Source organism: Bradyrhizobium sp. USDA 3315, assembly GCF_054056795.1.
In genome coordinates, this window is the sequence record NZ_JBSRYP010000001.1 from 516280 (window position 1) to 541234 (window position 24955).

Below are 24955 nucleotides of genomic sequence, written 5' to 3' on the forward strand. Positions count from 1 at the left end.
GTGATCGCTTTGGCGAATTTTGAGATGGGAATGGCGCGATGCGCAACACCAAAGCCCGCGGTTACCTGATCGAAACGTCCCGGATGCCGCTGATGCGCGGCCTGCGCCTGGCGTTCGTCGCAGCCGGGATCGGCCTTGTCATGACGGCCGGCCCGGTGCGCGCCGGCGACGATGAGGATGACGGCGACGATGGACTGACCTTCGAAGAGCGGATCGTCGACAATCTGATGACCGGGCTCGGCGCCAAGAGCGCGGCCAGCAAGGGCATCGACTACCGAGAGCGCTCGCCGCTGGTGGTGCCGCCGAAGCTGGATTTGCCCCCGCCGGCATCGACCGCCCAGGTCAACGCGCCGAACTGGCCGAAGGACCCTGATATCGCGGCGCGCAAGGCTGCGATCGCGGCGCGCAAGAAGGATGTCAAGAAAGAGCCGTGGCAGTCCGCGGTGGCGTTGACGCCGGCCGAGATAGAGGCGGGCCGCAAGCAGCAGACGGCCACCGATGGCCGCAAGGAGCCGCTGGAGCCCGGCGTGAGCACCAATCCGTCGCTGATGCCGAGCCAGCTCGGTTACACCGGCGGCCTACTCGGCATGTTCAAGGGGAACAGCAGCGAGTCCAAACCGTTCAAGGGTGAGCCGACGCGCGACTCGCTGACCGAGCCGCCGCCGGGCTACCAGACCCCGTCCTCGGGCTTTGCCTACGGCACCGGACCGATGATGCCGAAGTCGCAAGAAGGCCAATACGACGTCATGAGCGGAAAACCGGTACAGTGATCGCTTGGCCTCCGCGGGCGAAGGCTGACATGAGCAAAGCTTAATGCGGGGCGGCGGGTGTCTCTCCGCTTCGTGACCATCGGCACGGGAACGACCGTGTACGATGGCATGCTTTCGCGCCCCGGCCGTGGGTCCGGGCTTTCATAAGGACCATGATGCGCTCTCGCCGATCGATCGCCCTGTTCGCTGCCGCATTCGTTTCCACCATCCCGCTGCCGGGTGCCAGCCTCCGCGCCCAGACCACCGTCACCTCGGAACGCCCCGCCAGTTTCACGCTCGACAACGGCCTGCAGGTCGTGGTGATCCCCGACCACCGCACGCCGGTGGTCACGCAGATGATCTGGTACAAGGTCGGCTCGGCCGACGAGACGCCCGGCAAGTCCGGCCTGGCGCACTTCCTCGAGCATCTGATGTTCAAGGGCACCGCCAAGCATCCGGCCGGCGAGTTCTCGCAGACCGTGCTGCGCGTCGGCGGCAATGAGAACGCCTTCACCTCGGTCGACTACACCGGCTACTTCCAGCGCGTGCCGCGCGAGCAGCTGCCGACCATGATGGAGTTCGAGGCCGACCGCATGACCGGCCTGATCCTCAAGGACGAGAACGTGCTGCCCGAGCGCGATGTCGTCCTCGAGGAGTTCAACATGCGGGTTGCCAACAACCCGGATGCAAGACTGACCGAGCAGATCATGGCCGCGCTTTATCTCAACCATCCCTATGGCCGGCCGGTGATCGGCTGGCACCAGGAGATCGAGAAGCTCGACCGCGAGGATGCGCTCGCCTTCTACCGCCGCTTCTACGCGCCGAACAACGCGATCCTGGTCATCGCCGGCGACGTCGACGTCAAGGATATCCGCCCGCTGGTCGAGAAGAACTTCGGCCCGATCCCGGCGCAGCATGCGATCCCCGAGAAGCGGGTCAGGCCGCAGGAGCCGACACCGGCCGCGCCGCGCACCGTGACGCTGTCGGATCCGCGCGTCGAACAGCCGAGCCTGCGCCGCTATTACCTGGTGCCCTCGGCGACAACCGCCGCTTCAGGCGAGAGCCAGGCGCTCGATGTGCTCGCGCAGTTGATGGGCGGCGGCGCCAACTCCTATCTCTACCGCTCGCTGGTGATCGACAAGGGCCTCGCGATCTCGGCCGGCGCCGGCTACCAGGGCACTTCGCTCGATCCGTCGCAATTCTCGATCTCGGTGACGCCGAAACCCGGCGTCGAGTTCGCGCAGATCGAGGACGCGATCGACAAGGTGATCGCCGACCTCGCGCAGAACCCGGCGCGCGCCGAGGATCTCGAACGGGTCAAGACCCAGCTCATCGCGGAGGCGATCTACGCCCAGGACAACCAGGCGACGCTGGCACGCTGGTATGGCGGCGCGCTGACCACCGGGCTCAGCATCGAGGATATCCGCAGCTGGCCGGACCGCATCCGCGCCGTCACCGCCGAGCAGGTGCGCAATGCCGCCGCCAGCTGGCTCGACAAGAAGCGGTCGGTGACCGGCTACCTGATCAAGGATACTGCGCCGAAACGTGAGGAGAAGCGCTCGTGATCTATTCCCTCACCCGCCGTGCGGCGCTGATCGGCGGCGCCTGCGCCGCGCTGCTGACGCTGACTTCAGTGCCCTCGCAGGCCGCGGCCAAGATCCAGCGGCTGGTATCGCCCGGCGGCATCGAGGCCTGGTTCGTGCAGGACGCGACCGTGCCGCTGATCGCGATGGAATATGCCTTCAGCGGCGGCGCCAGCCAGGATCCGCCCGGCAAGCCCGGCGTCGGCAATCTGGTCGCCGACCTGCTCGACGAGGGCTCCGGCGATCTCGATTCCAAAACCTACCATGAGCGGCTCGAGCGCCGCGCCATCGAGCTCAGCTTCCAGTCGAACCGCGATCAATTCCGCGGTTCGCTGCGCATGCTCAAGGACAACAAGGACGAAGCCTACGACCTGTTGCGGATGGCGCTGACCTCGCCGCACTTCGAGCCGAAGGACGTCGAACGGATCCGCGCCCAGGTGATCGCCAATCTGCGCCGCGAATCGACCAATCCGTCCTCGCTCGCCGGCCGCAAGTTCCTCGAACTCGCATTCGGCGATCATCCCTATGCCAGGACGGCCACCGGCACGCTCGACAGCGTGCCGACCATCCAGATCTCCGATCTCAAGGACTACACCCGCCGCATCATCGCCAAGGATACGCTGCGCGTTGCCGTGGTCGGCGACGTCGATGCCGATACGCTCGGCAAGCTGCTGGACAAGACCTTTGGCGGCCTGCCGGCGAAAGCCGAATTGACGCCCATTCCTGACGTCGTGGCGACCAGGCCGCCGCAGCGCGCCTTCGTCCCGCTCGACGTGCCGCAGACCGTCGTCACCTTCGGCGGCCCCGGCATCGCCAGGCACGATCCGGACTTCATGGCGGCCTATGTGGTGAACCACATTCTCGGCGGCGGCGGACTGTCGTCGCGGCTCTACAAGGAAGTGCGCGAGAAGCGTGGGCTGGCCTACTCGATCTATGAAGCGCTGGTCTGGATGGATCACTCCGCGCTGTTCATCGGCAACACCGGCACCCGCGCCGATCGCGCCGGCGAGACCGTCGATGCGATCGAAGCGGAAGTCCGCCGCATCGCCGAGGAAGGTCCGACGCAGAAGGAGCTCGACGAGGCGAAGTCCTACCTGAAGGGGTCGCAGATGCTGGCGCTCGACACCTCCTCCAAGCTCGCGCAGGCGATGCTGCAATACCAGCTCGACAAGCTGCCGATCGATTACATCGAGAAGCGCAACGCCATCGTCGACGCGGTGACGCTCGACGATGCCAAGCGGGTCGCCAAAAAGCTCTGGGGCAACGGCCTGCTCACCGCAATCGTCGGCCGCGCCCCGCAGGCCGCGGCGCAGCCGGTGTCGGCGCCGCCGAAGGCGAACTGACGCGCTTCGGCGCGCTCTCACTTCTTCGTCCGCACCACCGCCGTGGCCACCCCTCTCCCCACCCTCCCCCGCAAGGGCCGCAAGGGGGGAGGGAGCTGGAACAGCGTGCTCACCTCACACCGAGTCACCGCAAACACTACAGCCCGTTCTCGGGCCGTCAGGGACGTATAGGCGGTAGGGCTCCCTCCCCCTGCGGGTAGGGCAATCGCATATGGCCGTTTGAGGCGATCGGAGTTCCCACAAACTCGTCATGCCCGGGCTTGTCCCGGGCATCCACGTCTTCGTTTCCACGCGAAGAAAAGACGTGGATGGCCGGGACAAGCCCGGCCATGACGGCGCGGAAGAATCGGCTCATTCCATATGCGATTGCCCTGCTTTTGCGGGGGAGGGTGGGGAGAGGGGTAAGCCACACGCGGCGCTCTCAGACGTACCTAACGCTGCATCTACGCAGCTGAAGCACGCACAGCACAAACCCGCTATCCTGCGGCCTGCCGATTCTTCCCTCCACGGGTGATGTCATGCTGCGGGTGTCCCGCGACCTTGCGATCGACGAGAACGACATTGAGATCGTCTTTGTCCGCGCCTCCGGCCCGGGCGGACAGAATGTCAACAAGGTCTCGACCGCGGCGCAGCTTCGCTTCGATACCAACAAGATTGCATTGCCGGCAGACGCCGCGCAGCGGCTGGCGCGGCTCGCCGGCAGCCGCATGACCAAGGAAGGCGTGATCGTGATCCACGCCTTCCGCTTTCGCACCCAGGAACGCAATCGCGCCGATGCGATCGAGCGGCTGCTCGAGATGTTGAGGGAGGCGATGGTGCGGCCGACACCGCGGCGGCCGACCAAGCCGACGCTCGGCTCCAAGCAGCGCCGGCTCGAGGGCAAGAAGCGCCGCAGCGACATCAAGGCGGGGCGCGGCGCCCGCCGTTTCGACGATTAGATCATAACGCGTTTCCACGGAATCGCATCATGATCTCATCTCCTTGTTTGAGCATGATCTTTTCGGAAAACCGGTTTCCACTTTTCCGGATCATGCTCCAGGGAACGCCGGACGCAGCGCGCGCGGCACTGCATCCGGGATCCGGTCAGCGTAACCAGAAGCGTTTTCGCGCGAAGCGGATGTCGGTTCGCGCGAAGGAACGCGTCAGAACAAGAAGCTCGAGCCTTGGTTCCGATTGATCAGAACCGCGAAGGCTCTCGTGCTTCAGTACTTCTTGGTTGCGGGCGCCATCTCGGAACCGCCCGACTTCGGTGCCGTGCGTCCGCTGCCGACCGTTCCCTTGCTGCCCGACTTGGCGGCGGCGCCGCTCTTCTGCGTCGTCGCGCCAGGTTGCGCCGTCATTTCCTCATCGCCGCTGCCGGACATGCCGCCGCCCTGCTGCATGGTACCTCTGCCCTGTGCACCGCCGCGGGTATCCGGTGCAGTCGTTCCCTGTGCCAGGACGGGGCCGGCCATCGCGGCCGAGATGGCAAGGGCGAGCACGCTGGTTTTTGCAAACGTCATCCATTTCTCCTGGGACTTTAATTGACGATGGAGGAGCGGCGCAGGTGGTGCGCCGTTTGCAGCGCCGACCCTGAACCCCATCGCGCAAGACTGCATTTTCCGCAAACGGCGCACGCGAGATGCAAGCTGCGTCGTGTGGTGATCGTGCAGGGATTTCGCGGTCATTTTGCGAAATTGTCGTCCGCATATGCGGCAACCACCGGTTCCGCGCCAGATCACCGCCCAGCTTTGTTCTGCTGTGAAACAGCCCGCTACTACCAACGGCGGATTTCAGCCTCCTACAGTCACCGCACAGAGGCGGTGATGTAGATGACAAAGCTGCGCGCAAGGTGGTCGTTGGGGCTGGGATTTTGCAGCGCAATGCTTGCAGTGCAAATGACGGCTGCGCAGATGCCCCTGCCCGCCGCCAGGCCGCCCGATGGGGCGACGCTGTTCAAGCAGCAATGCGCGACCTGCCACACCACCAACATGTCGGATGCCGTCCGGCAAGGCCCGTCGCTCTATAAGGTCGTCGGCCGCCACGCCGGCAAGGCCGACGGCTTCAAATATTCCGCGGGATTCAGCAAGGCCGATTTCGTCTGGGACGACGCCAGGCTCGATGCCTGGCTGACCAATCCGCAGGAGGTGATCCCGGGCGCCGTGATGGCCTACCGGCAGGCCAAGCCGGAAACCCGCGCCATGATCATCGCCTATCTGAAGGAGCTGAACTGAATGGCGAAACCCGTGCATTCGATGATCCGCGTGTTTGACGAAGGAAAAGCGCTCGACTTCTACCAGCGCGCGTTTGGCCTGGAGATCGCGGACAATCTGAGATTTCCCGATTTCGCGCTGATCTATCTGCGCCATCCCTCCTCGCCCTTCGAGGTCGAGCTCACGGTCAACTTCGATCGCAAGGAGCCCTACACGCTCGGCGACGGCTACGGCCATCTCGCCGTCATCGTCGATGACGTCGATGCCGAGCACGCGCGCTTCGAAAAGGAGAAACTGTCGCCGGGGCCGCTGCGCGACTTCAAGCACGACGGCAAGACGCTGGCGCGCTTCTTCTTCGTCTCCGATCCCGACGGCTACAAGATCGAGGTGATCCAGCGCGGCGGGCGCTTCGGCTAGAGCATGCTCAGACAACAAGGCAATTGCACAAATAAAAATTGACGGAGGAACCCATGAGAGAAATCGATCGACGCAGCAAATATGACCGGCGTGTCTTTCTCAAAGGCGCGGCCGTGACCGCACCCGCAGTCGCGATTGCGACCTCGACGGGGCTCGGTATCACCGATGCGTGGGCCGAAGGCGCCACGACGCTGACGCCGGCCACGCTGAAGACGCTGCTGAAGATGGCGCGCGATATCTATCCGCACGATTTCCTCGGCGACAGCTACTACATAGCAGCGGTCAAGCCGTATGACGAGAAGGCCGCGAAGGATCCGGCGGTCAAGTCGCTGATCAATGACGGCGTCACGAGGCTCGATCAGGCGGCCAACGACCGCCACAAGATGCCTTATGTCCAGGTCGCCTGGGAAAACGATCGCGTCGCGCTGCTGCAACAGATCGAACAGAGCGCCTTCTTCCAGAAGATCCGCGGCGACCTCATCGTCTCCATCTACAACAACAAGGAGGTGTGGCCGCGGTTCGGCTACGAGGGCTCCTCGGCCGAGCATGGCGGCTACATCAAGCGCGGCTTCGCCGATATCGACTGGCTGCCGAAGGTCTAACGGGTCGGGAGGAAACAATGGCAAAATTCGATCTGAATGACAGCGGCGTTGTGGTGATCGTCGGCTCCGGTGCCGGCGGCGGAACGCTCGGCAATGAACTGGCGCAGAAGGGCGTCAAGGTCGTGATCCTGGAAGCCGGCCCGCGCATCGAGAACCAGGACTTCATCAACGATGAATGGGACAGCTTCACCCAACTCGCCTGGTCCGACGCGCGCTCGACCTCGGGCAGCTGGCGCGTCCACCAGGACTTTCCGGGCCTGCCGGCCTGGATCGTGAAGGCGGTCGGCGGCTCGACCACGCACTGGGCGGGCGCCTCGCTGCGCTTCGACGAGCACGAGTTCAAGATCAAGTCGGCCTATGGCACCATTCCCGGCGCCAACCTGATCGACTGGCCGATCACGCTCGCCGAGATGGAGCCGTGGTACGCCAAGGCCGAGGACAAGATGGGCGTCACCCGCACCAACGGCATCCCAGGGCTGCCCGGCAACAATAACTTCAAGGTGATGGAAGCCGGCGCCAGGAAGCTCGGCTACAAGGAGGTGCACACCGGGCGGATGGCGATCAACAGCGAGCCGCGCGACGGCCGCGGTTCCTGCCAGCAGATCGGCTTCTGCTTCCAGGGCTGCAAGTCGGGCGCCAAATGGTCGACGCTCTACACCGAGATCCCGAAGGGCGAAGCCACCGGCAATCTCGAAGTGCGCCCCGGCAGCATGGTGATCAAGATCGAGCACGACCAGTCCGGCAAGGTCACCGGCGTGGTCTACGCCGATGCGACGGGCGCGATGCAGCGCCAGAAGGCCCGCGTCGTCGCGGTCGCCGGCAACTCGATCGAGAGCCCGCGGCTCTTGCTCAACAGCGCGTCCAGCATGTTCCCGGACGGGCTCGCCAATTCATCCGGCCAGGTCGGCCGCAACTACATGCGGCATATGACCGGCAGCGTGTATGCGAGCTTCGAGAAATCGGTGCACATGTATCGCGGCACCACGATGGCCGGCATCATCCGCGACGAGGCCAAGAACGATCCGAAGCGCGGCTTCGTCGGCGGCTACGAGATGGAGACGCTGTCGCTCGGCCTGCCCTTCATGGCCGCGTTCCTCAATCCCGGCGCCTGGGGACGCAGCTTCACCAGCGCGATCGAGGGCTATCCGCGGATGGCCGGCATGTGGCTGGTCGGCGAGGACATGCCGCAGGAGACCAACCGCATCACGCTGGATCCGAAGATCAAGGACAAGTTCGGCATGCCGGTCGCCAGCGTGCATTTCGACGATCATCCGAACGACGTCGCGATGCGCGATCACGCCTACAAGCAGGGCTCCGCGGTCTATGAGGCGGTCGGTGCCACCGTCACCTATCCGACGCCGCCCTACCCCTCGACCCATAACATGGGCACCAACCGGATGAGCGAGAAGCCGCGCGACGGCGTGGTCAACAAGTTCGGCCAGACCCACGACATCAAGAACCTGTTCGTCTCCGACGGCAGCCAGTTCACGAGCGGAGCGGCCTGCAACCCGACGCTGACGATCGTGTCGCTGGCGATCCGCCAGGCCGACCGCATCGCCGGCGCGATGCAGCGCAAGGAGATCTAGACCAGACGACCATTCGAACCGAGTCCGGATTCCGCCTCACCTCGCCCCGCGTGCGGGGAGAGATCGGAGCGCATCGTTAGATGCGTTCCGGGTGAGGGGGAGTCTCCGCAAACGCAGCTGTCACCGGATACGCGGAGACGGCCCCTCAGCCCAACCCTCTCCCCGTAAGCACGGGGCGAGGGAGCGCAGCGCCGTCGTGGTCGCCACTGCGCTTTAGCAAGAAAATACAATTCCCCTCTCACTGAAGCGGCCCTGTCCAGTCAGGGCAAGGCCGCTTTCTTTTTGCGTGATGGACTTGCGCGAAATCTATTCCGCCGCATCCATGATCGCCGCCGCCCCGCGATAGTCCGGGACCACCGCCGGCGCATTGGCCTTGGCGCGGTAGATCAGGCAGGAGCAGCGCAGCAGCGACGCGAAATTGTTCACCTCGCCGTGATGATCCAGCACCTCGTTGTGCAGGGTGGTGAGGAACTTGGCCAAGGTCATGCCTTCCTTGGCCGCGATCTCCTCCAGCGTATCCCAGAACGACATTTCCAGCCGGATCGAGGTGCAATGGCCGTCGATCCGCAACGATCGGGTCTGCGATTCATAGTCGCGTTGCGGCTGATGCGCGAAAAGATGGCACATGGCGTTCCTCCGGCGAGAACTTATAATTTTTCTAAACGATATACCTGTGCGCGCGGCCCCACAATCGGGACGTAGGGCGTAACGCGCCGGCCGCCGAAGCCAAGCGTCTTCAAGGCGATAGGCCGGACTCATCCCCAACCCGCATCCGGCCGCCATATCGGTCCCATGCATTTGCCGGCGCGGCGACTTATAGTAATGGCCAGCCTCGAATCGCTCCTCCGAACGTCCAATCCATGCCCGTCCGCCAGCTTCCCGAACAGCTCGTCAACCGCATCGCTGCCGGCGAAGTGGTCGAACGCCCCGCGAGCGTGGTCAAGGAACTGGTCGAGAACGCGATCGACGCCGGCGCCAGCAGGATTGACGTTTTCACCGATGGCGGCGGGCGGCGCCGGATCGGCATTACCGACGACGGCGGCGGCATGACCCGCGCCGACCTCGCGCTTGCGGTCGACCGTCACGCCACCTCCAAGCTCGACGACGAAGACCTGCTGCGCATCCGCACGCTCGGGTTCCGCGGCGAGGCGCTGCCCTCGATCGGCGCGGTCGCAAAGCTCGGCATCACGACGCGTCATGCCAGCGAGCCGCATGCCTGGTCGCTGTCGGTCGAAGGCGGCGAGAAGTCGGAGGTCATGCCGGCCGCGCTCGGCCAGGGCACCCGCGTCGAGGTCAATGAACTCTTCTATGCGACGCCGGCGCGGCTGAAGTTCCTGAAGACCGACCGCACCGAGGCCGAGGCGATCCGCGAGGTGGTACGCCGCCTCGGCATGGCGCGTCCCGACATCGCCTTCACGCTGGCCGGCGAAGAGCGTGCGCCGGTCACCTGGGCCGCGGCGCTGCCCGGCGCGGCCGGCCGGCTGACCCGGCTCGGCGATATCCTGGGTGCGGATTTTCGTGCCAGTGCGATCGAGGTGCGCGCCGAGCGCGAGGGCGTCGTGGTCGAAGGCTTTGCCGCCGCGCCGTCGCTGACCCGCGCCAATGCGCTCGGGCAATATCTGTTCGTCAACGGCCGCCCGGTGCGCGACAAGCTGATCCTCGGCGCCGTGCGCGCGGCCTATTCCGACTATCTGCCGCGCGACCGCCATCCCGTCGTGGCGCTGTTCGTGACCTGCGACCCCGAGGGCGTCGATGCCAATGTGCATCCGGCCAAGACCGAGGTGCGCTTCCGCAACGCCGGCCTGGTTCGCGCGCTCATCGTGCACGCCTTGAAGGAGGGCCTTGCGCGCGAAGGCAGGCGCACCGCGGCCAATACCGCCGACGGCGCCGCGCTCTCGGCCTTCCGCCCGGCCTTCACGCCGCCACGTCCGGGCAATTGGGACTGGCGCGGCTCGCCGTCCTATCCGGTTGGTCCGATGCGCGCATTCGACGGTGCGGCGGCGCCCGCCTTCGCCGAGCCCGGACAGGCCGCCTTCGACGTCGGCGCGCCGACCGCCGATGTGCGCTTCGAGGCCGCGCCCGCGCCCGACCTGCTCGACCGGCCGCTCGGCGCCGCGCGCACCCAGATCCACGAGACCTACATCGTCTCGCAGACCCGCGACGGCCTCATCGTGGTCGACCAGCACGCGGCGCATGAGCGCATCGTCTATGAGAAGCTCAAGGCCTCGCTGGCGAAGAACGGCGTGCAGCGGCAGATCCTCTTGATCCCCGAGATCGTCGAGCTCGATGAGGCGACCGTCGAGAAGCTGCTCGACCGCGCCGAGGAGCTGGCGTCGTTCGGGCTGGCGATCGAATCCTTCGGCCCCGGCGCCGTCGCGGTGCGCGAGACGCCTTCGCTGCTCGGCAAGGCCAATGCGGCGGGCCTGTTGCGCGACCTCGCCGAGCACATGGCCGAATGGGACGAGGCGCTGCCGCTGGAACGCCGGCTGATGCACGTCGCCGCCACCATGGCCTGCCACGGCTCGGTCCGCGCCGGCCGCCGCCTCAAGCCGGAAGAGATGAACGCGCTACTCCGCGAGATGGAGGACACGCCGAACTCCGGCCAGTGCAACCACGGCCGCCCGACCTATGTCGAATTGAAGCTGAGCGATATCGAGAAGCTGTTCGGGCGGCGGTAGTCTCCATCCCCGTCGTCCTGGGCAAGCCAACGGGTCGGCGCAAAGCGCCGCCCGATGACAAACTCCGCGCGACCCGGGACCCATAACCACCGATCTCTCGTTTGAGAGACGCTCGGGCCACAGCGCGCTTCCACAAAGCACATTCGTGGTTATGGGTCCCTGCTCCCGTGCGCAATTGCGCACTAGGCAGGGACGACAGATCAGGGCATCCTACAAATCCTTGCGCGCGAACACCTCCAACGCCGTGCGCAACTGTGCGATCCATTCGTTGCCGTCCTCGAACTCGCCCGCCGCAATGCGAGCGCAGATCCGATCGAGATCATCGTCATCGGCTGCACGCTTGCCGATCTGCCGGACGATCGCGGCATAGCCGTCCACCAGCAGCACGAGGCCGGGCGCGCTCGCTGCAACATATTGCTCCCGCGCATCGCGGAACAGCCGGGACGCGTCGTCGTAGCGGCCGAGCGCAAGGTCGAAGGCCCCCACCATCCAGACGCCCGTTCCCTCGCGCAGCGGTGCGAGCCCCAGGCTCCGCACCAGCGCTAACGAACGTTCCGCAAGCTCGCGTGCGGCCAGCAGATTGTCCTGATTGATCGGCTTGTCGGACACGCTCCAGCCCGGCCAGCAATCGGCCGCCGCATTGAACGTCCAGCGCTGGACCATCATGAGCGCGTCACGCGCGTCCCCATCCCGCGCGCCGCAACCGCGCTCGATCTGATCGGCGGCATCGCGCGCTGCCGCAAGCAGCGCCGCATCATCGCCAGCGCCGCGCAACGCCTTGACCTGCGTCTCCAGCTGACCGGCCAGCCCGGCAAGAGTGTCGGCCATGGTTCGCGCTCCCCTAGCGGTGATGAATCAGTATCGCGTAGGATGGGTAGAGCGAAGCGAAACCCATCATCTCAAGGCTTGCACCGGTGCGATGGGTTTCGCTTCGCTCTACCCATCCTCATATGGGGATTTGTGAGTCAAGTCTCTTCGCGAGGTCTGGGTTGGTGTTTGACGGCAAGAGGGCGGCGCGCGGAGCCGAGCGTAGCGCAGCGCGACGACCGGGCAACGAACAGGGATTGGCTTCCGAAGATTGCTGCAGTTCACTGCATCACCTCATATCCGGTCGGATTGTTTGATCCGTACCCACTTTCCGCATGCTTGCGGCGAGGAAGCCTGGCGAGGATGAGACCCATCTACGAAACGGCGGTTGAAGCCCTAGGATGGCACGGTCATCATCCATCCCGCACGGAGCGCGGCGAAGCCGCGGCGCGTGGTGGGGTGGTCGGTTTTACGCCTTGATCACGGCCTGGTCGGGGACGAGGCCGGTGGTGAGATAGCGCCACAATGCCACGATCAGCTTGCGCGCCAGCGCGACGATGGCGATGCGTTTGGCGCGCTTGCCGGCGTCGGCGGTGCGGGTGCGGAACCAGCGGCTGAGCGTGCTGTCGCCTTGATGACGAAGCCACAGCCAGGCCAGTTCGATCGCCTTGTGGCGGGCGCGCCGATTGCCGGCCTTGCTGATGCCTTGCTCGCGATCGGTGCCGCCGCTCTTCCAGGGACTGGGCGTCAATCCGCAATAGCTGGCGACCTCGCGGCGGTTGCGGAAGTCCTTGTAGAACAGCTCGTTCACCAGCGTTGCCGTGAAGGCCGGGCCGAGCGCCTTGAGCCGCTGCAATTGATCTCGTCGCTCGACCATCGGCGTCGGAACCGCCGGAGAAGTGTCCGCAGCCTGGGTCTGCTCCAGCGCCGCGAGTTGCTCACACACCAGCATCAGCCGGGCGTGCTCGCGCTTGATCTCGGCCAGAAGATGCGGCGGCAGCGCCTCGCCCTGCCAGTCGCGCTGCCGCTCGAGCCAGGTAAGCCAGTCGCGCCGCCGCGGATTGCCGACCGCCATCCCCCGAAGACGCAGCAACGCCTTGATCCGGTTGCTGTGGGCGGTCTGCTCGGTGACCAGGCGGTCGCGTTCGCGGCTGGCGCGCCGGGCATCCTCCGCTTCCACGCGCGGCACCCGCACGATCCGGACCACCCGCGGCTCACCCCGCAAATAGGCCATCAGCGTGCGCAGCAATAGCTCGCCGTCGATCCGGTCCGTCTTTGCTCGCCGTGCCCGCTGCTCCACCGCAATGCTCGCGGGGTCGAACACGAAGTTCAAAATCCCGGCCGCCTCCAGCAGCCGGTGCAGCCAAAAGCCGTCATAGCCGGCTTCATAGCAGCTCACCACACGCGGCACCGATCCGAGCTTCTCCGCCACCCGGGCGCGGGTCCGTTCGATCAACGCCAGCAGTTCGGCGTGATCGCCTCCTTGCAGCTTGTGGCGCGACATCCGATCCCGGTCCGGGCTGTGCAGCGTCACAAGCCACGTCTTCTGACTGAGTTCGATCGCAACAAAAATTGTGCCACAATGGCTGGCGGTGGGCGTCCCTGCGGTCGATGCTTGCATCTGACTTCTCCGATGGTTCGAGTGTGGAAACCCAAATCTATCGGAAAGGCCACGCTCACCGCCCCATGGAATCTATGAATTCTAGATTGCGGTGACAGCACGCAAAAACACGAACTCGGTGTCGTCATAGGCCCGCCGCTCGAGCTCCTCGAAGCCCTCGGGTGCCGCGAACGCCGCGGCCTTTGCCTCTTCCACCACGAGCAGCGCGCCCGGCGTCAGCCAGCCGCCGTCGCGCAGCGAGGCGAGCGCCTTGTCGGCCAGCCCCTTGCCATAGGGCGGATCGAGAAACACCAGCGAGAACGGCTCGACCGGATGCGCCGGTCCAAGATCGGTGGCATCGCGGCGATAGACCTTGGTCGTGCCGCCGAGGCCGAGCGACTCGACATTGTTGCGCAGCAGCGCGCGCGCCTCGGCGCCATTGTCGACGAACAGCGTGAACCTGGCGCCGCGCGAGACCGCCTCGATGCCGAGCGCGCCGGTGCCGGCAAACAGATCGAGCACGCGCGCGTCCTCAATCGGATTGTCGTAGGCGTGGATCAGAATGTTGAACACGGACTCGCGCAGGCGGTCCGCGGTCGGACGAATCTCGCGGCCCGCAGGCGAAGCGAGATTGCGGCCCTTCAGCCTGCCCCCGACGACGCGCATCGACCGTTACTCGTCGCGCGGCTTGAGATCGCGCTTGCCGTGATAGCCGCGCTTGGGACGGCGCGGCGGGCCGTAGCCGCTCGCTTCGTCTTCATTGCGGGCACGCGCTTCCTCGCTGCCGGTGCGCTGCACCAGCACGCGGCGGCCCTTGCGATCGTTGATGGTTTCGCGCTTGCTGGGCTTCGGCTTCCTCGCCGGTGCATGGTCGCCGTCGGCTGCGTCACGCTGCTCCGGTCGCGTGAAGTCGGCGCCCGCGATCTTGGCGATCTTCTCGCCGAGCTGCTCGCGCAGCACCCGCGTCTTGACCTCCTCGACCTTGCCCTCCTCGAGCTCGCCGAGCTGGAACGGGCCGTAGGAAATCCGGATCAGGCGGTTCACCTCGAGCCCGAGATGCGCCATCACGTTGCGCACCTCGCGGTTCTTGCCTTCGCGGATCGCAAACACCACCCACACATTGGCGCTCTGGTCGCGTTCCAATGTCGCGTCGATCGGCCCGTATTTGACGCCGTCGACCTCGACGCCGCCCTTGAGCTGGTCGAGCTGGCTTTGCGTCACTTCGCCATGCGCGCGCACGCGGTAACGGCGTAGCCATCCTGTGTCGGGATGCTCCAGCGTCCGCGCCAGGCCGCCGTCATTGGTCAGCAGCAACAGGCCTTCGGTGTTGAAGTCGAGCCGGCCGATCGAGATCAGCCGCGGCAAGCCCTCGGGCAGATTGTCGAACACGGTCGGCCGCCCCTCGGGATCGGCATGCGTCGTCATCAGCCCGCGCGGCTTGTGATACATGAACAGCCGGGTCCGCTCGCGCGGCGGCAACGGCTTGCCGTCGACCGCCACCACATCGTTGTCGGTGATATCGAGCGCCGGCGAGTTGATCACGCGTCCGTTGACGGTGACGCGCCCTTGCGTGACGATCTCCTCGGCATCGCGGCGCGAGGCGAGACCGGCGCGCGCCAATACCTTGGCGATGCGTTCACCTGTCTTCTTCGGCTTCGGCTCGGGACGCTCGCGCCGGTCGTCGGTGGCGCGTTCGCGATAGGCACCGCGGCCGCCGAAGGCCGGGCGCTTCGCAAAGATCCTGCTGTCGTCCTCATTGTCGCGGCGCGGCCGGTCGGAGAAGCGACCCTCGCTGCGCGGGTGCTCCTGCCAGTCGGTGCGGCCTTCGGGCCGCTCACGCCGGCGATTGTCGCGGCCACCATCTTCATTATGACGATCCCAGCGCGGCCGGCCGAACTTCGGACGATCACCCTGCTCGCGGTCGTCGCGTGACTTCGAGAACCGCGGACGTTCGCCGCCACCGCGATCGTCGCGCGACCGCGAAAAGCGCGGGCGCTCGTCGCCGCCGCGGTCGTCGCGCGGCTTGTAGCCGTCGCGCGGCGTGCGATCCCGCTTTTGCCAGGGCTTCTCGTCGCCGCGGTCGCGGCCCTCGAAGTCGCGGTCGCGCTTGAAGCGCGGGCGATCGCCGAAATCGCGGCGCGGTGCGTCGCCATCCTCGCGGCGACGGAACGGGCGGCCTTCGCCCTTGTCCCCAAACGAGCGCTTGTCGCGATCGCCGCGCGAAAACTTCCGGTCATCGAATTTGCGCTCGGCGCGCTCGCCGCGCGGCGCAAAGGTCCGCTTCTCGCCGTCGCGCTCGCCACGCGGCCTGTAGGGGCGCTTCTCGCGATCGCCATAGGACCGCTTCTCGCCGAACTTGCGGTCGGATGAGCGGCCCTCCGAGCGCGCGCCGCCGCGCTGCGGACGATCGCCCGCATCAAAGTCCCGGCGCTCGCCGCGCGGTTTGAACGGGCGCTTTCCGCCACCCTCGCCGCCGCGGTCGTCGCGCTTGAAGCGCGGCCGGTCGCCGTAATCGCGGCGCGGCGCATCGCCGTCCTCGCGGCGGCGGAACGAGCGGCCCTCGCCCTTGTCGCCGAACGAGCGCTTGTCGCGATCACCACCTTTACCGCCGAAGCTGCGCTTGCCGAACGGCTTGTCCGATCCGCGGGAGCCACTGGGCCGCCCCTTCCCGGGCGCCCCCCGGTCCCGCCGGCCGCGGGAATCGTTGTTTTTGTCGCTGTCGCGGGGCATGAATGTTCTCGCCTGGAGGTTCAATTGGGGCGCAGGGCAACCGGCGATACGCGCGCCATCTGGGCGCGACTGGCGCAAAACCGGCATCCACTTCTGCTGAAGGCGACGCTACTAGCAGGTTTCTTCCGATGATACGAGGCATGTCTGCCCCTTCTTTCATGGATTTGGCGCTAAAAACCGCCGAAAGTGCCGGAAAAGCTGGCGAGGTTCCGATCGGATGCGTGATCGTGCGGGGCTACGAGGTGATCGCCACCGCCGGCAACCGCACCCTGACCGACCACGATCCGACGGCCCATGCGGAAATCCTTGCGATCCGGCAGGCCGCCGAGGCCATCGGCACCGAGCGGCTGGTCGATTGCGACCTCTACGTGACGCTGGAGCCCTGCACCATGTGTGCCGGCGCGATCTCCTTTGCCCGCATCCGCCGGCTCTATTACGGCGCCGCCGACCCCAAGGGCGGCGCGGTCGAGTCAGGCGTCCGGTTCTTCGCGCAGCCGACCTGCCACCATGTGCCGGAGGTCTATGGCGCGGTCGGCGAGACCGAGTCCGCGCGCCTGCTGCGCGAGTTCTTCAGGGAGCGACGCTAACGAATTCGTAGCGCGGACGACCTGTAGCCCGGATGAAGCCAACGGGTCGCGCGAACGCGCGCCCGATGACAGGCTCCGCGCAATCCGGGCTACCAAGATCTTGAACCCGTCATCCTGAGGAGCGCGCAGCGCGTCTCGAAGGATCGACGGCCACCAGCCGGGCCGTGCATCCTTCGAGACGCGCGTTCCGCGCTCCTCCAGCGACAAAGGCGAAGCCTTTGCGCGGGGATGACGGTGCTACCCCGCCAGGAAAAACTCCCGCAGCAGCTTCGCGGTCGCCTCCGGGGCCTCCTCGGGCAGGAAGTGCCCCGACGCCACCGGCGCGCCGCTGACATTGGTGGCCCAGGTCTTCCAGGTGTCGAGCGGTGTCGTTGCGGCGCTCGCAACCCCGGCATCGCCCCACAGCGCCAGCATCGGGACCGTGATCTTCTTGCCGGCGTCGACATCGGCCTTGTCGATCTCGTAGTCGGCATAGGCGCCGGCGCGATAGTCCTCGCACATCGCGTGGATGCGCGCGGGATCGCGGAATGGCGCAAGGTAGTGCGCGAGCGCGCGCGGATCGATCGCCTCCAGCGTCTTGCTTTTGGTCTGACTCGCCATCTTCTCCCTGAGGAAGAATTCGCCATTGTTGGAGATCAGCGTCTCCGGCAGCGGATAGGGCTGCGCCAGGAACGCCCAGTGATAGATCTTCAACGCCGACAGGCGATTGAGCTTCTGCCAGTAATCATAGGTCGGCGCGATATCGAGCACCGCAAGCTTCGACAGCCGGCCGGGATGATCGAGCGCGAGCCGGTACGACACCCGGCCGCCCCGGTCGTGGCCGGCGAGCGCGAAATGCACGTGCCCGAGTTGCTCCATCACCTCGACCATGGTCTTCGCCCAGGCCCGCTTGGTGTAGGGCGTATGATCCTTGTCGCTGTCGGGCATATCGGACCAGCCATAGCCCGGCAGGTCGGCGACGATCAGCGTGAACCTGTCGTCGAGTTTCGGCGCAACCGTGTGCCACATCACATGCGTCGAGGAGAAGCCGTGCAGCAGCAGCAAGGGCGGGCCCTTGCCGCCGACGCGGGCGAAGATGCGGCCCTGCGAGGTGTTGATCCATTCGGACGCATAGCCGGGAAAAAGATCAGCGAGATCAGGCATCGATAGCTCCTTCCCTGTGGCGGCCGCGCTGCTTCAAACTTTGTTCGGCGTTGCCGCTGGCTTTGACGAGGTTTATGCCATCCTCAAGTCCTGCCAACAACAACATGAAACGAGGAAGTGCCATGTCGATCGACTTCGAAATTCCCGCCGAAGCCAAGGCGATCCGCGAGAAGGTTCGCAAATTCGTCCACGACGAATGCATTCCGGCGGAAAAGGAACTCGACACCAAGCCGCTTGCCGAGGTGCTGGGACCGCTGCGGAAGAAGGCCCGCGCGCAGGGCCTGTGGTGCCCGTTCGTGCCCAAGGAGTATGGCGGTATGGGCCTCGGCCCGCTCGCCAACGCGCTGGTGCAGATGGAGCTCGGCGAGAGCATGCTCGGCGCGCTCTCGATGAACACGCAGGGACCGGACGACGCTTCGATGATAACGATCCTGGCGCACGGCACCGAGCACCAGAAGGAAAAATTCCTCAAGCCCCTGCTGAACGGCGAAAAGCGCATCTGCTTCTCGATGACCGAAAAGGCCGCCGGCGCCGATGCCACCGGCATGCAGACCACGGCGGTGAAGGACGGCAACGAGAACTACATCCTCAACGGCGAGAAATGGTTCTCCTCGTCGGCGAGCGTCGCCGACCTCGCACTGGTCATGGCGAAGACCGATCCCAACGCGCCGCGCCAGAAGCAATATTCGACCTTCATCGTCGAGCTGCCCAACCCCGGCTACCGCATCAAGCGCAACGTCGCCAACATGGCGATCGAGGGTCCGCATGACGACGTGATCCATGGCGGCCACTCCGAGATCGAGATCAAGGATCTGAAGGTGCCGGCCGACAATCTGCTCGGCGGCGAAGGCAACGGCTTCAACATGGGTCAGCACCGCCTCGCCTACGGCCGGCTGCGCCACGGCATGCACAACGTCGCCAAAGCGCAGCGCGCGCTCGACATGGCGGCCGCCCATGTCACCAAGCGCTCGACCTTCGGGCAATTACTGGCTGACCGGCAGGCGGTGCAGTTCATGCTCGCCGACTGTGCCAGCGAACTCTATATCGGCCGGCTGATGCTGCTGCACATCGCCTACAAGGCCGAGAAGGGCCTCGACATCCGCCAGGAGAACTCGATCGCCAAGATCTTCCACGCCCACATGGTGCACAAGGTGATCGATACCGCGATCCAGCTGCACGGCGCGCTCGGCTTCAGCCAGGATACCCCGCTGGCGAAATGGTACACCCAGGTGCGCTCGCAGCGGCTGGTCGACGGCCCCGACGAGGTGCACAAGTGGAAGATCGGCAAGAACGTCATCAAGGCGTTCCGCGAGCACGGCACCACAGCGTCAGCGGCAGGCGGGGATCTGCTCTGACCCACTTCGTCATTCCGGGGCGGCGCAACGCGCCGAACCCGGAATCCCGAGATGAGGTGAGAAGGTGTCCACAACATCGAGATTCCGGATCGACGCGCGATGCGCGTCGTCCGGAATGACGGCGTGGGGCCGAACCTAGCCGCTCGCCGCAAACAGCTCCCATGTCCCGGGCAGTCCCTTCAGCTCGAACGCGCCGCGTTCGGCGAATTTCAACCCGGCGCCCGCGACCAGATCGGTCACCACGCGTGACACCAGCACCTCGTTCGAGCCGCACTGCGACATCACGCGCGCCGCGGCGTGGACCGCTATGCCGCCGATATCCGCCCCCCTCACCTCGATCTCGCCGGTATGCAGGCCCGCTCGCACCGGCAGGCCGATCTGCCGCGCGGCCGAGCCGAACGCCAGCGCACAGCGTACGGCGCGGCCCGGACCGTCGAAGGTCGCCAGAATGCCGTCGCCGGTGCTCTTCACCAGATGGCCGCGATGGCGGCCGACCACCTGCTGCGCGAGTTGATCGTGATCGTCGAGCAGACGTCGCCAACGATGATCACCCATCGCGGCGGCGCTGCGGGTCGAATCGACGATATCGGTGAACAGCACGGTCGCAAGCACACGGTCGAGCTCGGCATCACCACCATCGCGATGGCCGGTAACGAATTCCTCGATATCGCCGAGCATCGCCTCGGTCTCGCCGACCCAATAGTAGTGATCGCCGCCCGGATATTCCACGTATTTCGCGCCGGGGATCGAGCGCGCGACGGCACGGCCGAGCGCCACAGGAACGCGGGCATCGCCGGTCCGATGCAGGACAAGCGTCGGAGTCTGGAGCATCGGCAGGATCGCCGTGACGTCGATCGCGCGATTGAGAACGAGCAGCGTCCGCAACGCTCCCGGACTGCTCGACAGCCGCTCGAATTTCGCGATCTGCGCGATCACTTCCGCATTCGTTGCCTGGCTCGGCGCGACAGTCTTGACCGTATCGCCAGAACCCCAGTTCTGCACGATCTCGTCACAGCGCAGCTGCCACACATCGTCCGCCAGGCGATCCTTCGAGCGGGCAAAGCTGCCGAGCAGAACGAGATGCGAAACGCGGTCCGGATAGGTCGCTGCAAACAGCACACTCATCGGGCAGCCCTCGGAGAAGCCGAACAACACCGCCTTCGCGGAGCCGATAGCATCCATGATGGCCCGGACGTCGTCCATGCGCTGCTCGAGGGAGGGCGCGCCGGTCATCCGATCCGACAATCCCTGTCCGCGTTTGTCGAAGGTCACGACCCGGGCGAAGCGCGACAGGCGGCGCAGCACGGCGGTGTAGCCGGGCATCTCGTGCATGAACTCGATGTGCGAGAACAGGCCGGGGACAAGGATGATGTCGACAGGACCATCGCCCATCACCTGATAGGCGATGCTCGCGTCGGCGCTTTGCGCGTAGTGCGTCTCGGGCAGTCTGAAATCAGTCATTCGAAGGCCCCGGGGCGCGCCATTGTCGCCGCTGAGGCCGGATCGATCAACCCTTCTCCGCCTCCACCGCCTGCCAGGCGATGTCGCGGCGGCAGAATCCGTCCGGCCATTTGATGCGATCGACAGCCTGATAGGCGCGGTCGCGCGCCTCGGTGACCGTCTTGCCCATCGCGCAAACGTTCAACACCCGGCCGCCATTGGCGATGATCGCGCCATCCTTCGCCACCGTACCGGCGTGGAAGATCTCGACGCCCTCGACCTTGGCGGCGTCGTCGAGGCCATCGATCCGCGTGCCCTTGATGTAATCGCCGGGATAGCCCTTGGCCGCCATCACTACCGTCAGCGCCGGGTCCGGATACCAGCGCAGATCGAAGTTCTTCAATTGCCCGTCGATGGAGGCGAGCAGCGCCGGCACGATGTCCGACATCATCCGCATCATCAGCACCTGGCACTCGGGATCGCCGAAACGGACATTGTATTCGAACAGCTTTGGGCCCTGCGCGGTCAGCATCACGCCGGCATAGAGCACGCCCTTGAACGGCGTGCCGCGGCTCTTCATCCCGGCCACCGTCGGCAGGATGATCCGCGCCATGATCTGGTCGTGCACCTCTGATGTCACGAACGGCGTCGGCGAATAGGCGCCCATGCCGCCGGTGTTCGGCCCCTTGTCGTGATCGAACACCCGCTTGTGGTCCTGCGCCGAGGCCAGCGGAATTGCGGTCTCGCCGTCGCACAGCGCGAAGAAGCTGATCTCGCGGCCCGACAAGAATTCCTCGATCACGACCTCGGCGCCGGCCGAGCCGAACGCGCCCTCGAACATCATCGCAATCGCGGCCTCGGCCTCGGGCAGCGTCTGTGCCACCACGACGCCCTTGCCGGCGGCAAGCCCGTCGGCCTTGACCACGATCGGCGCGCCCTGGGCACGGACATAGGCCACCGCGTCCTTCGCATTGTCGAAGCGGCGATAGGCGCCGGTCGGAATGTTGAACTCGCTGCACAGGTCCTTGGTGAAACCCTTCGAGCCCTCGAGCTGGGCGGCCTGCCGGCTCGGTCCGAACGCCTTGATGCCTTCAGCGGCGAGGTCGTCGACGATCCCGGCGGCGAGCGGCGTCTCCGGACCGACCACCACCAGATCGACCGCATTGCCCCGGCAGAATTCGATCACCGCGGCATGGTCGGCGATATCGAGCGCAACGCATTCGGCCTCGCGCGCGATCCCGGCATTGCCCGGCGCGCACCACAGTTTCGTCACCAGCGGGGATGCGGCGATCTTCCACGCCAGCGCATGTTCGCGGCCACCGGAACCGAGCAGGAGGATGTTCATCTGTGTCGCCGATCAGAGGGGTTGTAACGCCATTTCGTCCGGTTTAGCACGCTCCCGAACCGCGGCAACACGCGGTTCGATCAGATGTGGATATGTGATTCGACGCCCGAAACGCGGCGTCCGGACCTTGCACACGGGGTCGAAAACCCCGATTCTATAGATCAGATGACCGCTGCTCCGAATCTCGTCAACGCGCCTGAATTCACCGTCTCGGAACTCTCTTCCGCCCTGAAGCGGACGGTGGAGGACCGCTTCGGCCATGTCCGTGTCCGCGGCGAGATTTCGGGCTTTCGCGGCCCGCATTCCTCCGGCCACTGCTATTTCGCGCTGAAGGACGAGAGCGCCAAGATCGAGGCGGTGATCTGGAAGTTCGCCCACGCCCGGATGCGCTTCAAGCCGCAGGAGGGCCTCGAGGTCATCGCTACCGGCAAGCTGACCACCTATCCGAACTCCTCGAAGTACCAGATCGTCATCGATTCGCTGGAGCCCGCCGGCGTCGGCGCGCTGATGGCGCTGATGGAGGAGCGCAAGAAGAAGCTCGCCGCCGAGGGCCTGTTCGACGAGGCCCGCAAGCAGCTTTTGCCCTGGCTGCCCGAGGTGATCGGCGTCGTCACCTCGCCGACCGGCGCCGTGATCCGCGACATCCTGCACCGGCTGGAGGACCGCTTCCCCCGCCGGGTGCTGGTCTGGCCGGTCAAGGTGCAGGGCGACGGCTCGGCCGAGCAGGTCGCGGCCGCGATCCGCGGCTTCAATGCGCTTCCGGAGGGCGGCCGGATTCCACGGCCCGATCTGCTCATCGTTGCGCGCGGCGGCGGCTCGCTGGAGGACCTCTGGTCGTTCAACGAGGAGATCGTGGTCCGCGCCGCGGCCGAGAGCCACATCCCGCTGATCTCGGCGGTCGGCCATGAGACCGACATCACGCTGATCGATTTCGTCGCCGACAAGCGCGCGCCGACGCCGACCGCCGCCGCCGAGATGGCGGTGCCGGTACGCAGCGAGCTGTTCGTCGAGGTCGCGGCGCTCGCCCGCCGCACCATGGTGTGCTGGCAGCGTGCCCAGGAGACCCGCCGCAACGAGCTGCGCGCCGCGGCGCGGGCGCTGCCGGCGGCGCACGAACTGCTCGCGATCCCGCGGCAGCGGCTCGATCATCTCGCAGCAGGTTTGCCGCGCGGGCTGAAGGCCAATACGCACGCGCATTTCCGCCGCTTTGCCGCCAGCAGTTCGCGCCTCACCATCGGCGTGCTGCGCGGCCAGATCGCGCATGCGCGGCAGCGGCTCACCGCATCCGGCGAGCGCATCACGCTATCGGCGCGCGCGCTGCTGCATCGCCGCCGCGAGCGCTTCAGCGGGCTCGAGATCCGGCTCAAGGCCTCGAAGCTCGCCAACGCCAAGGCCCAGCGCAACGCCATCGCCCGCGACCTCGAGCGCACCCACCGCCTCGCCGAGCGCGCCCGCCGCGCGCTGGTAACGACGATGCAGCGGCTCGAGGCGCGCGTCGCCCATAGCGGACAACTGCTATCGGCGCTGTCCTATCGCGGCGTGCTGGCGCGCGGCTTTGCGCTGGTGCGCGACGCGCAGGGCCACGCCCTGCACTCCGCCGCGGCGGTCGGCCCGAACGCCGGCCTGTCGATCGAATTCGCCGATGGCCGCGTCGCCGCCACCGCGAACGCCGATCAGCCCCCGGCGACGGTGGCGCCCGAGAGCCAGCCGAAGCCTCAGCCGCGCGAGGCGAAACCGGCAGCGCCGAAGCGCGTCACCAAGCCGGTCGATCAGGGCAGCTTGTTCTAGCCCGGCAACAGCTGTCTTAGCGCGACAGCCACTCGGCGACTTGCTTTTGCGCATCCTTGCGCGCGCCGGTATCGGTGCCGACGTGACCGCGCTCGGCGATCTCGGCATCGGAGGCCGCGACCGCGTGCAGCGGCAGGTTGGGCCGGTCGAAGTCGTGATAGGCCTCGGGATAGACCACGATCCGCGCCAGCGCGCTGCGGCCGCGGGCGCCGTCGACCATCTGGTGGCAGGCCGATGACGATGTCACGTCGTCGCGCGCGCCGATCAGCACCAGCGTCGGCACCCGCGCGCTCCAGCCGAGGCCGAACGAGGCGCGGCAATCCGGATAGAATGCGACCGCCGAGCGAAAGTCCGGCTCGACGTTGCGCGACCACATCTGCGGCCGCACCGCCCACAGCAAAGCGGCGGCGCCGTTGCCCCAGCCGATCAGGCTGATGCGGCCCTTCGCCACCCATTTCTGCTGCACCAGCCACTGCCGCGCCGCGTTGATGTCGGCGACCCGCGCACGGCGGGTCTGGACCTGATGCTCTTTGATGCGGCACTGCGGACCGAGCTCGCGCGAGCCGTAGCTGTCCGGCAACAGCACCGCATGGCCGGTCGTCAGCAATTGCTCGGCCCAGTCGCGATAGCGCGGCAGCACCGGCTCGGAACGGCCGGCGAGACCGCCGCAGCCATGCAGCGCGATGACGGTCGGGAACGGGCCGTCGCCATCGGGCCGGTAGAGCTGCGCGTGCAGCGTGACGTTGCCTTCGGGGATCTCGACCTGATGCGGGTCCGGGAGCGGCGCCGCGGCCGCGGCCGGCACGGCAAGCATGGCGAGGCACATGAAAACTGACGTGAGGCGCATCCGATCCGGCCGGCTCGTTATGGCGCTGCAAACACAGCGGACCACACCGACAAGGCTACCATGCGCCTCCGCCGCCAAATCATCACAAGTCGGTGGTTTAACGGGCGGACATGACACCCTATCTGTGATAGACGGTTTCATCGACATCCAGATGGCCTCGTTG

23 protein-coding genes are annotated in these 24955 nt (G+C 66.2%); 12 read left to right on the plus strand and 11 right to left on the minus strand.

Annotated elements, in window-relative coordinates:
• Positions 1–38: 38 nt before the first annotated feature.
• From ACVIYL_RS02250 to arfB, 4 genes are all read left to right on the plus strand, one after another.
• Positions 39–770: a hypothetical protein gene (locus ACVIYL_RS02250; RefSeq protein WP_253604237.1), complete on the plus strand. Its 732-nt coding sequence runs from the start codon at positions 39–41 to the stop codon at positions 768–770.
• Positions 771–922: 152 nt separating this feature from the next.
• Complete coding sequence (locus ACVIYL_RS02255) at positions 923–2314, plus strand: M16 family metallopeptidase (RefSeq protein ID WP_310879657.1); 1392 nt, start codon at positions 923–925, stop codon at positions 2312–2314.
• Positions 2311–3675 (plus strand): M16 family metallopeptidase, encoded by a 1365-nt coding sequence (locus ACVIYL_RS02260; RefSeq protein ID WP_456777617.1) that lies wholly within the window; start codon positions 2311–2313, stop codon positions 3673–3675. The genes ACVIYL_RS02255 and ACVIYL_RS02260 overlap by 4 nt, the downstream gene beginning before the upstream one ends.
• A gap of 518 nt (positions 3676–4193) precedes the next feature.
• The gene (arfB, locus tag ACVIYL_RS02265) at positions 4194–4613 is read left to right on the plus strand and encodes an alternative ribosome rescue aminoacyl-tRNA hydrolase ArfB (protein ID WP_253604240.1); all 420 of its coding nucleotides are present in this window, start codon (positions 4194–4196) and stop codon (positions 4611–4613) included.
• A 264-nt stretch (positions 4614–4877) separates the two neighbouring features.
• On the opposite strand, the gene ACVIYL_RS02270 is transcribed toward arfB, so the two are convergent.
• A complete protein-coding gene (locus tag ACVIYL_RS02270; protein ID WP_057016634.1) occupies positions 4878–5177 on the minus strand; it encodes a hypothetical protein in 300 nt (99 codons plus the stop codon).
• A 390-nt stretch (positions 5178–5567) separates the two neighbouring features.
• On the opposite strand from ACVIYL_RS02270, the gene ACVIYL_RS02275 reads away from it, so the two are divergent.
• Genes ACVIYL_RS02275 through ACVIYL_RS02290 form a run of 4 tightly spaced genes read left to right on the plus strand, consistent with a single transcriptional unit; the run spans position 5568 to position 8472 of the window.
• Positions 5568–5888, plus strand: coding sequence for a c-type cytochrome (locus ACVIYL_RS02275; RefSeq protein WP_438080472.1), 321 nt, complete (start codon positions 5568–5570; stop codon positions 5886–5888).
• On the plus strand, positions 5889–6284 hold the full coding sequence (locus tag ACVIYL_RS02280) for a VOC family protein (protein WP_057016635.1): 396 nt from the start codon (positions 5889–5891) through the stop codon (positions 6282–6284).
• A gap of 53 nt (positions 6285–6337) precedes the next feature.
• Complete coding sequence (locus tag ACVIYL_RS02285; RefSeq protein ID WP_018269794.1) at positions 6338–6886, plus strand: hypothetical protein; 549 nt, start codon at positions 6338–6340, stop codon at positions 6884–6886.
• 17 nt (positions 6887–6903) lie between these two features.
• Entirely contained in the window at positions 6904–8472 is a 1569-nt protein-coding gene (locus ACVIYL_RS02290) for a GMC family oxidoreductase (protein ID WP_456777618.1), read from the plus strand.
• Positions 8473–8778: 306 nt separating this feature from the next.
• On the opposite strand, the gene ACVIYL_RS02295 is transcribed toward ACVIYL_RS02290, so the two are convergent.
• The gene (locus ACVIYL_RS02295; RefSeq protein WP_016848007.1) at positions 8779–9099 is read right to left on the minus strand and encodes a ribbon-helix-helix domain-containing protein; all 321 of its coding nucleotides are present in this window, start codon (positions 9097–9099) and stop codon (positions 8779–8781) included.
• Between the two features lie 233 nt (positions 9100–9332).
• Here ACVIYL_RS02295 and mutL point away from each other — a divergent pair, with 233 nt between their 5' ends.
• On the plus strand, positions 9333–11150 hold the full coding sequence (mutL, locus tag ACVIYL_RS02300; RefSeq protein ID WP_456777619.1) for a DNA mismatch repair endonuclease MutL: 1818 nt from the start codon (positions 9333–9335) through the stop codon (positions 11148–11150).
• A 210-nt stretch (positions 11151–11360) separates the two neighbouring features.
• Here mutL and ACVIYL_RS02305 read toward each other — a convergent pair whose 3' ends face one another.
• From ACVIYL_RS02305 to ACVIYL_RS02320, 4 genes are all read right to left on the minus strand, one after another.
• Entirely contained in the window at positions 11361–11978 is a 618-nt protein-coding gene (locus ACVIYL_RS02305; RefSeq protein ID WP_456777620.1) for a hypothetical protein, read from the minus strand.
• Between the two features lie 448 nt (positions 11979–12426).
• A complete protein-coding gene (locus ACVIYL_RS02310) occupies positions 12427–13578 on the minus strand; it encodes an IS110 family RNA-guided transposase (protein WP_456777621.1) in 1152 nt (383 codons plus the stop codon).
• A gap of 81 nt (positions 13579–13659) precedes the next feature.
• The gene (gene rsmD / locus ACVIYL_RS02315) at positions 13660–14223 is read right to left on the minus strand and encodes a 16S rRNA (guanine(966)-N(2))-methyltransferase RsmD (protein WP_092089085.1); all 564 of its coding nucleotides are present in this window, start codon (positions 14221–14223) and stop codon (positions 13660–13662) included.
• A 6-nt stretch (positions 14224–14229) separates the two neighbouring features.
• Positions 14230–16287, minus strand: coding sequence for a pseudouridine synthase (locus ACVIYL_RS02320; RefSeq protein WP_456777622.1), 2058 nt, complete (start codon positions 16285–16287; stop codon positions 14230–14232).
• A gap of 140 nt (positions 16288–16427) precedes the next feature.
• Between ACVIYL_RS02320 and ACVIYL_RS02325 the strand changes: the two genes are divergently transcribed.
• Complete coding sequence (locus tag ACVIYL_RS02325) at positions 16428–16874, plus strand: nucleoside deaminase (RefSeq protein WP_225163883.1); 447 nt, start codon at positions 16428–16430, stop codon at positions 16872–16874.
• Between the two features lie 237 nt (positions 16875–17111).
• Here ACVIYL_RS02325 and ACVIYL_RS02330 read toward each other — a convergent pair whose 3' ends face one another.
• Both ACVIYL_RS02330 and ACVIYL_RS02335 read right to left on the minus strand, forming a co-directional pair.
• Entirely contained in the window at positions 17112–18017 is a 906-nt protein-coding gene (locus tag ACVIYL_RS02330) for an alpha/beta fold hydrolase (RefSeq protein WP_456777623.1), read from the minus strand.
• Positions 18010–18141: a hypothetical protein gene (locus ACVIYL_RS02335; protein WP_456777624.1), complete on the minus strand. Its 132-nt coding sequence runs from the start codon at positions 18139–18141 to the stop codon at positions 18010–18012. Before ACVIYL_RS02335 ends, ACVIYL_RS02330 begins: the two co-directional genes overlap by 8 nt.
• Between ACVIYL_RS02335 and ACVIYL_RS02340 the strand changes: the two genes are divergently transcribed.
• Complete coding sequence (locus ACVIYL_RS02340) at positions 18140–19372, plus strand: acyl-CoA dehydrogenase family protein (protein WP_456777625.1); 1233 nt, start codon at positions 18140–18142, stop codon at positions 19370–19372. The two genes, ACVIYL_RS02335 and ACVIYL_RS02340, sit on opposite strands and share 2 nt — an antisense overlap.
• A 135-nt stretch (positions 19373–19507) precedes the next feature.
• On the opposite strand, the gene ACVIYL_RS02345 is transcribed toward ACVIYL_RS02340, so the two are convergent.
• Both ACVIYL_RS02345 and purD read right to left on the minus strand, forming a co-directional pair.
• Positions 19508–20833, minus strand: coding sequence for an adenylate/guanylate cyclase domain-containing protein (locus ACVIYL_RS02345; RefSeq protein WP_456777626.1), 1326 nt, complete (start codon positions 20831–20833; stop codon positions 19508–19510).
• A gap of 46 nt (positions 20834–20879) precedes the next feature.
• Positions 20880–22157 carry a phosphoribosylamine--glycine ligase gene (gene purD / locus ACVIYL_RS02350; protein ID WP_456777627.1) on the minus strand — a complete coding sequence of 426 codons (1278 nt, stop codon included), beginning with the start codon at positions 22155–22157 and terminating at the stop codon, positions 20880–20882.
• Between the two features lie 165 nt (positions 22158–22322).
• Here purD and xseA point away from each other — a divergent pair, with 165 nt between their 5' ends.
• Positions 22323–23945: an exodeoxyribonuclease VII large subunit gene (gene xseA / locus ACVIYL_RS02355; RefSeq protein ID WP_456777628.1), complete on the plus strand. Its 1623-nt coding sequence runs from the start codon at positions 22323–22325 to the stop codon at positions 23943–23945.
• A gap of 16 nt (positions 23946–23961) precedes the next feature.
• Here xseA and ACVIYL_RS02360 read toward each other — a convergent pair whose 3' ends face one another.
• Positions 23962–24792, minus strand: a complete 831-nt coding sequence (locus tag ACVIYL_RS02360; protein WP_456777629.1) for a dienelactone hydrolase family protein — start codon at positions 24790–24792, stop codon at positions 23962–23964.
• Between the last annotated feature and the right edge of the window lie 163 nt (positions 24793–24955).

Excerpts from the sequence above, each read along its gene's own strand:
- ACVIYL_RS02310 (WP_456777621.1), bottom strand. The coding sequence starts at position 13,578 with ATGCAAGCATCGACCGCAGGGACGCCCACCGCCAGCCATTGTGGCACA.
- ACVIYL_RS02335 (WP_456777624.1), bottom strand. The coding sequence starts at position 18,141 with ATGGCACTTCCTCGTTTCATGTTGTTGTTGGCAGGACTTGAGGATGGC.
- ACVIYL_RS02320 (WP_456777622.1), bottom strand. The coding sequence starts at position 16,287 with ATGCCCCGCGACAGCGACAAAAACAACGATTCCCGCGGCCGGCGGGAC.
- ACVIYL_RS02250 (WP_253604237.1), top strand. The coding sequence starts at position 39 with ATGCGCAACACCAAAGCCCGCGGTTACCTGATCGAAACGTCCCGGATG.
- ACVIYL_RS02345 (WP_456777626.1), bottom strand. The coding sequence starts at position 20,833 with ATGACTGATTTCAGACTGCCCGAGACGCACTACGCGCAAAGCGCCGAC.
- ACVIYL_RS02285 (WP_018269794.1), top strand. The coding sequence starts at position 6,338 with ATGAGAGAAATCGATCGACGCAGCAAATATGACCGGCGTGTCTTTCTC.
- xseA (WP_456777628.1), top strand. The coding sequence starts at position 22,323 with ATGACCGCTGCTCCGAATCTCGTCAACGCGCCTGAATTCACCGTCTCG.
- ACVIYL_RS02295 (WP_016848007.1), bottom strand. The coding sequence starts at position 9,099 with ATGTGCCATCTTTTCGCGCATCAGCCGCAACGCGACTATGAATCGCAG.
- ACVIYL_RS02270 (WP_057016634.1), bottom strand. The coding sequence starts at position 5,177 with ATGACGTTTGCAAAAACCAGCGTGCTCGCCCTTGCCATCTCGGCCGCG.
- ACVIYL_RS02290 (WP_456777618.1), top strand. The coding sequence starts at position 6,904 with ATGGCAAAATTCGATCTGAATGACAGCGGCGTTGTGGTGATCGTCGGC.
- ACVIYL_RS02280 (WP_057016635.1), top strand. The coding sequence starts at position 5,889 with ATGGCGAAACCCGTGCATTCGATGATCCGCGTGTTTGACGAAGGAAAA.
- ACVIYL_RS02360 (WP_456777629.1), bottom strand. The coding sequence starts at position 24,792 with ATGCGCCTCACGTCAGTTTTCATGTGCCTCGCCATGCTTGCCGTGCCG.
- ACVIYL_RS02330 (WP_456777623.1), bottom strand. The coding sequence starts at position 18,017 with ATGCCTGATCTCGCTGATCTTTTTCCCGGCTATGCGTCCGAATGGATC.
- ACVIYL_RS02305 (WP_456777620.1), bottom strand. The coding sequence starts at position 11,978 with ATGGCCGACACTCTTGCCGGGCTGGCCGGTCAGCTGGAGACGCAGGTC.
- rsmD (WP_092089085.1), bottom strand. The coding sequence starts at position 14,223 with ATGCGCGTCGTCGGGGGCAGGCTGAAGGGCCGCAATCTCGCTTCGCCT.
- ACVIYL_RS02275 (WP_438080472.1), top strand. The coding sequence starts at position 5,568 with ATGCCCCTGCCCGCCGCCAGGCCGCCCGATGGGGCGACGCTGTTCAAG.
- ACVIYL_RS02340 (WP_456777625.1), top strand. The coding sequence starts at position 18,140 with ATGTCGATCGACTTCGAAATTCCCGCCGAAGCCAAGGCGATCCGCGAG.
- mutL (WP_456777619.1), top strand. The coding sequence starts at position 9,333 with ATGCCCGTCCGCCAGCTTCCCGAACAGCTCGTCAACCGCATCGCTGCC.
- ACVIYL_RS02325 (WP_225163883.1), top strand. The coding sequence starts at position 16,428 with ATGTCTGCCCCTTCTTTCATGGATTTGGCGCTAAAAACCGCCGAAAGT.
- ACVIYL_RS02255 (WP_310879657.1), top strand. The coding sequence starts at position 923 with ATGATGCGCTCTCGCCGATCGATCGCCCTGTTCGCTGCCGCATTCGTT.
- purD (WP_456777627.1), bottom strand. The coding sequence starts at position 22,157 with ATGAACATCCTCCTGCTCGGTTCCGGTGGCCGCGAACATGCGCTGGCG.
- arfB (WP_253604240.1), top strand. The coding sequence starts at position 4,194 with ATGCTGCGGGTGTCCCGCGACCTTGCGATCGACGAGAACGACATTGAG.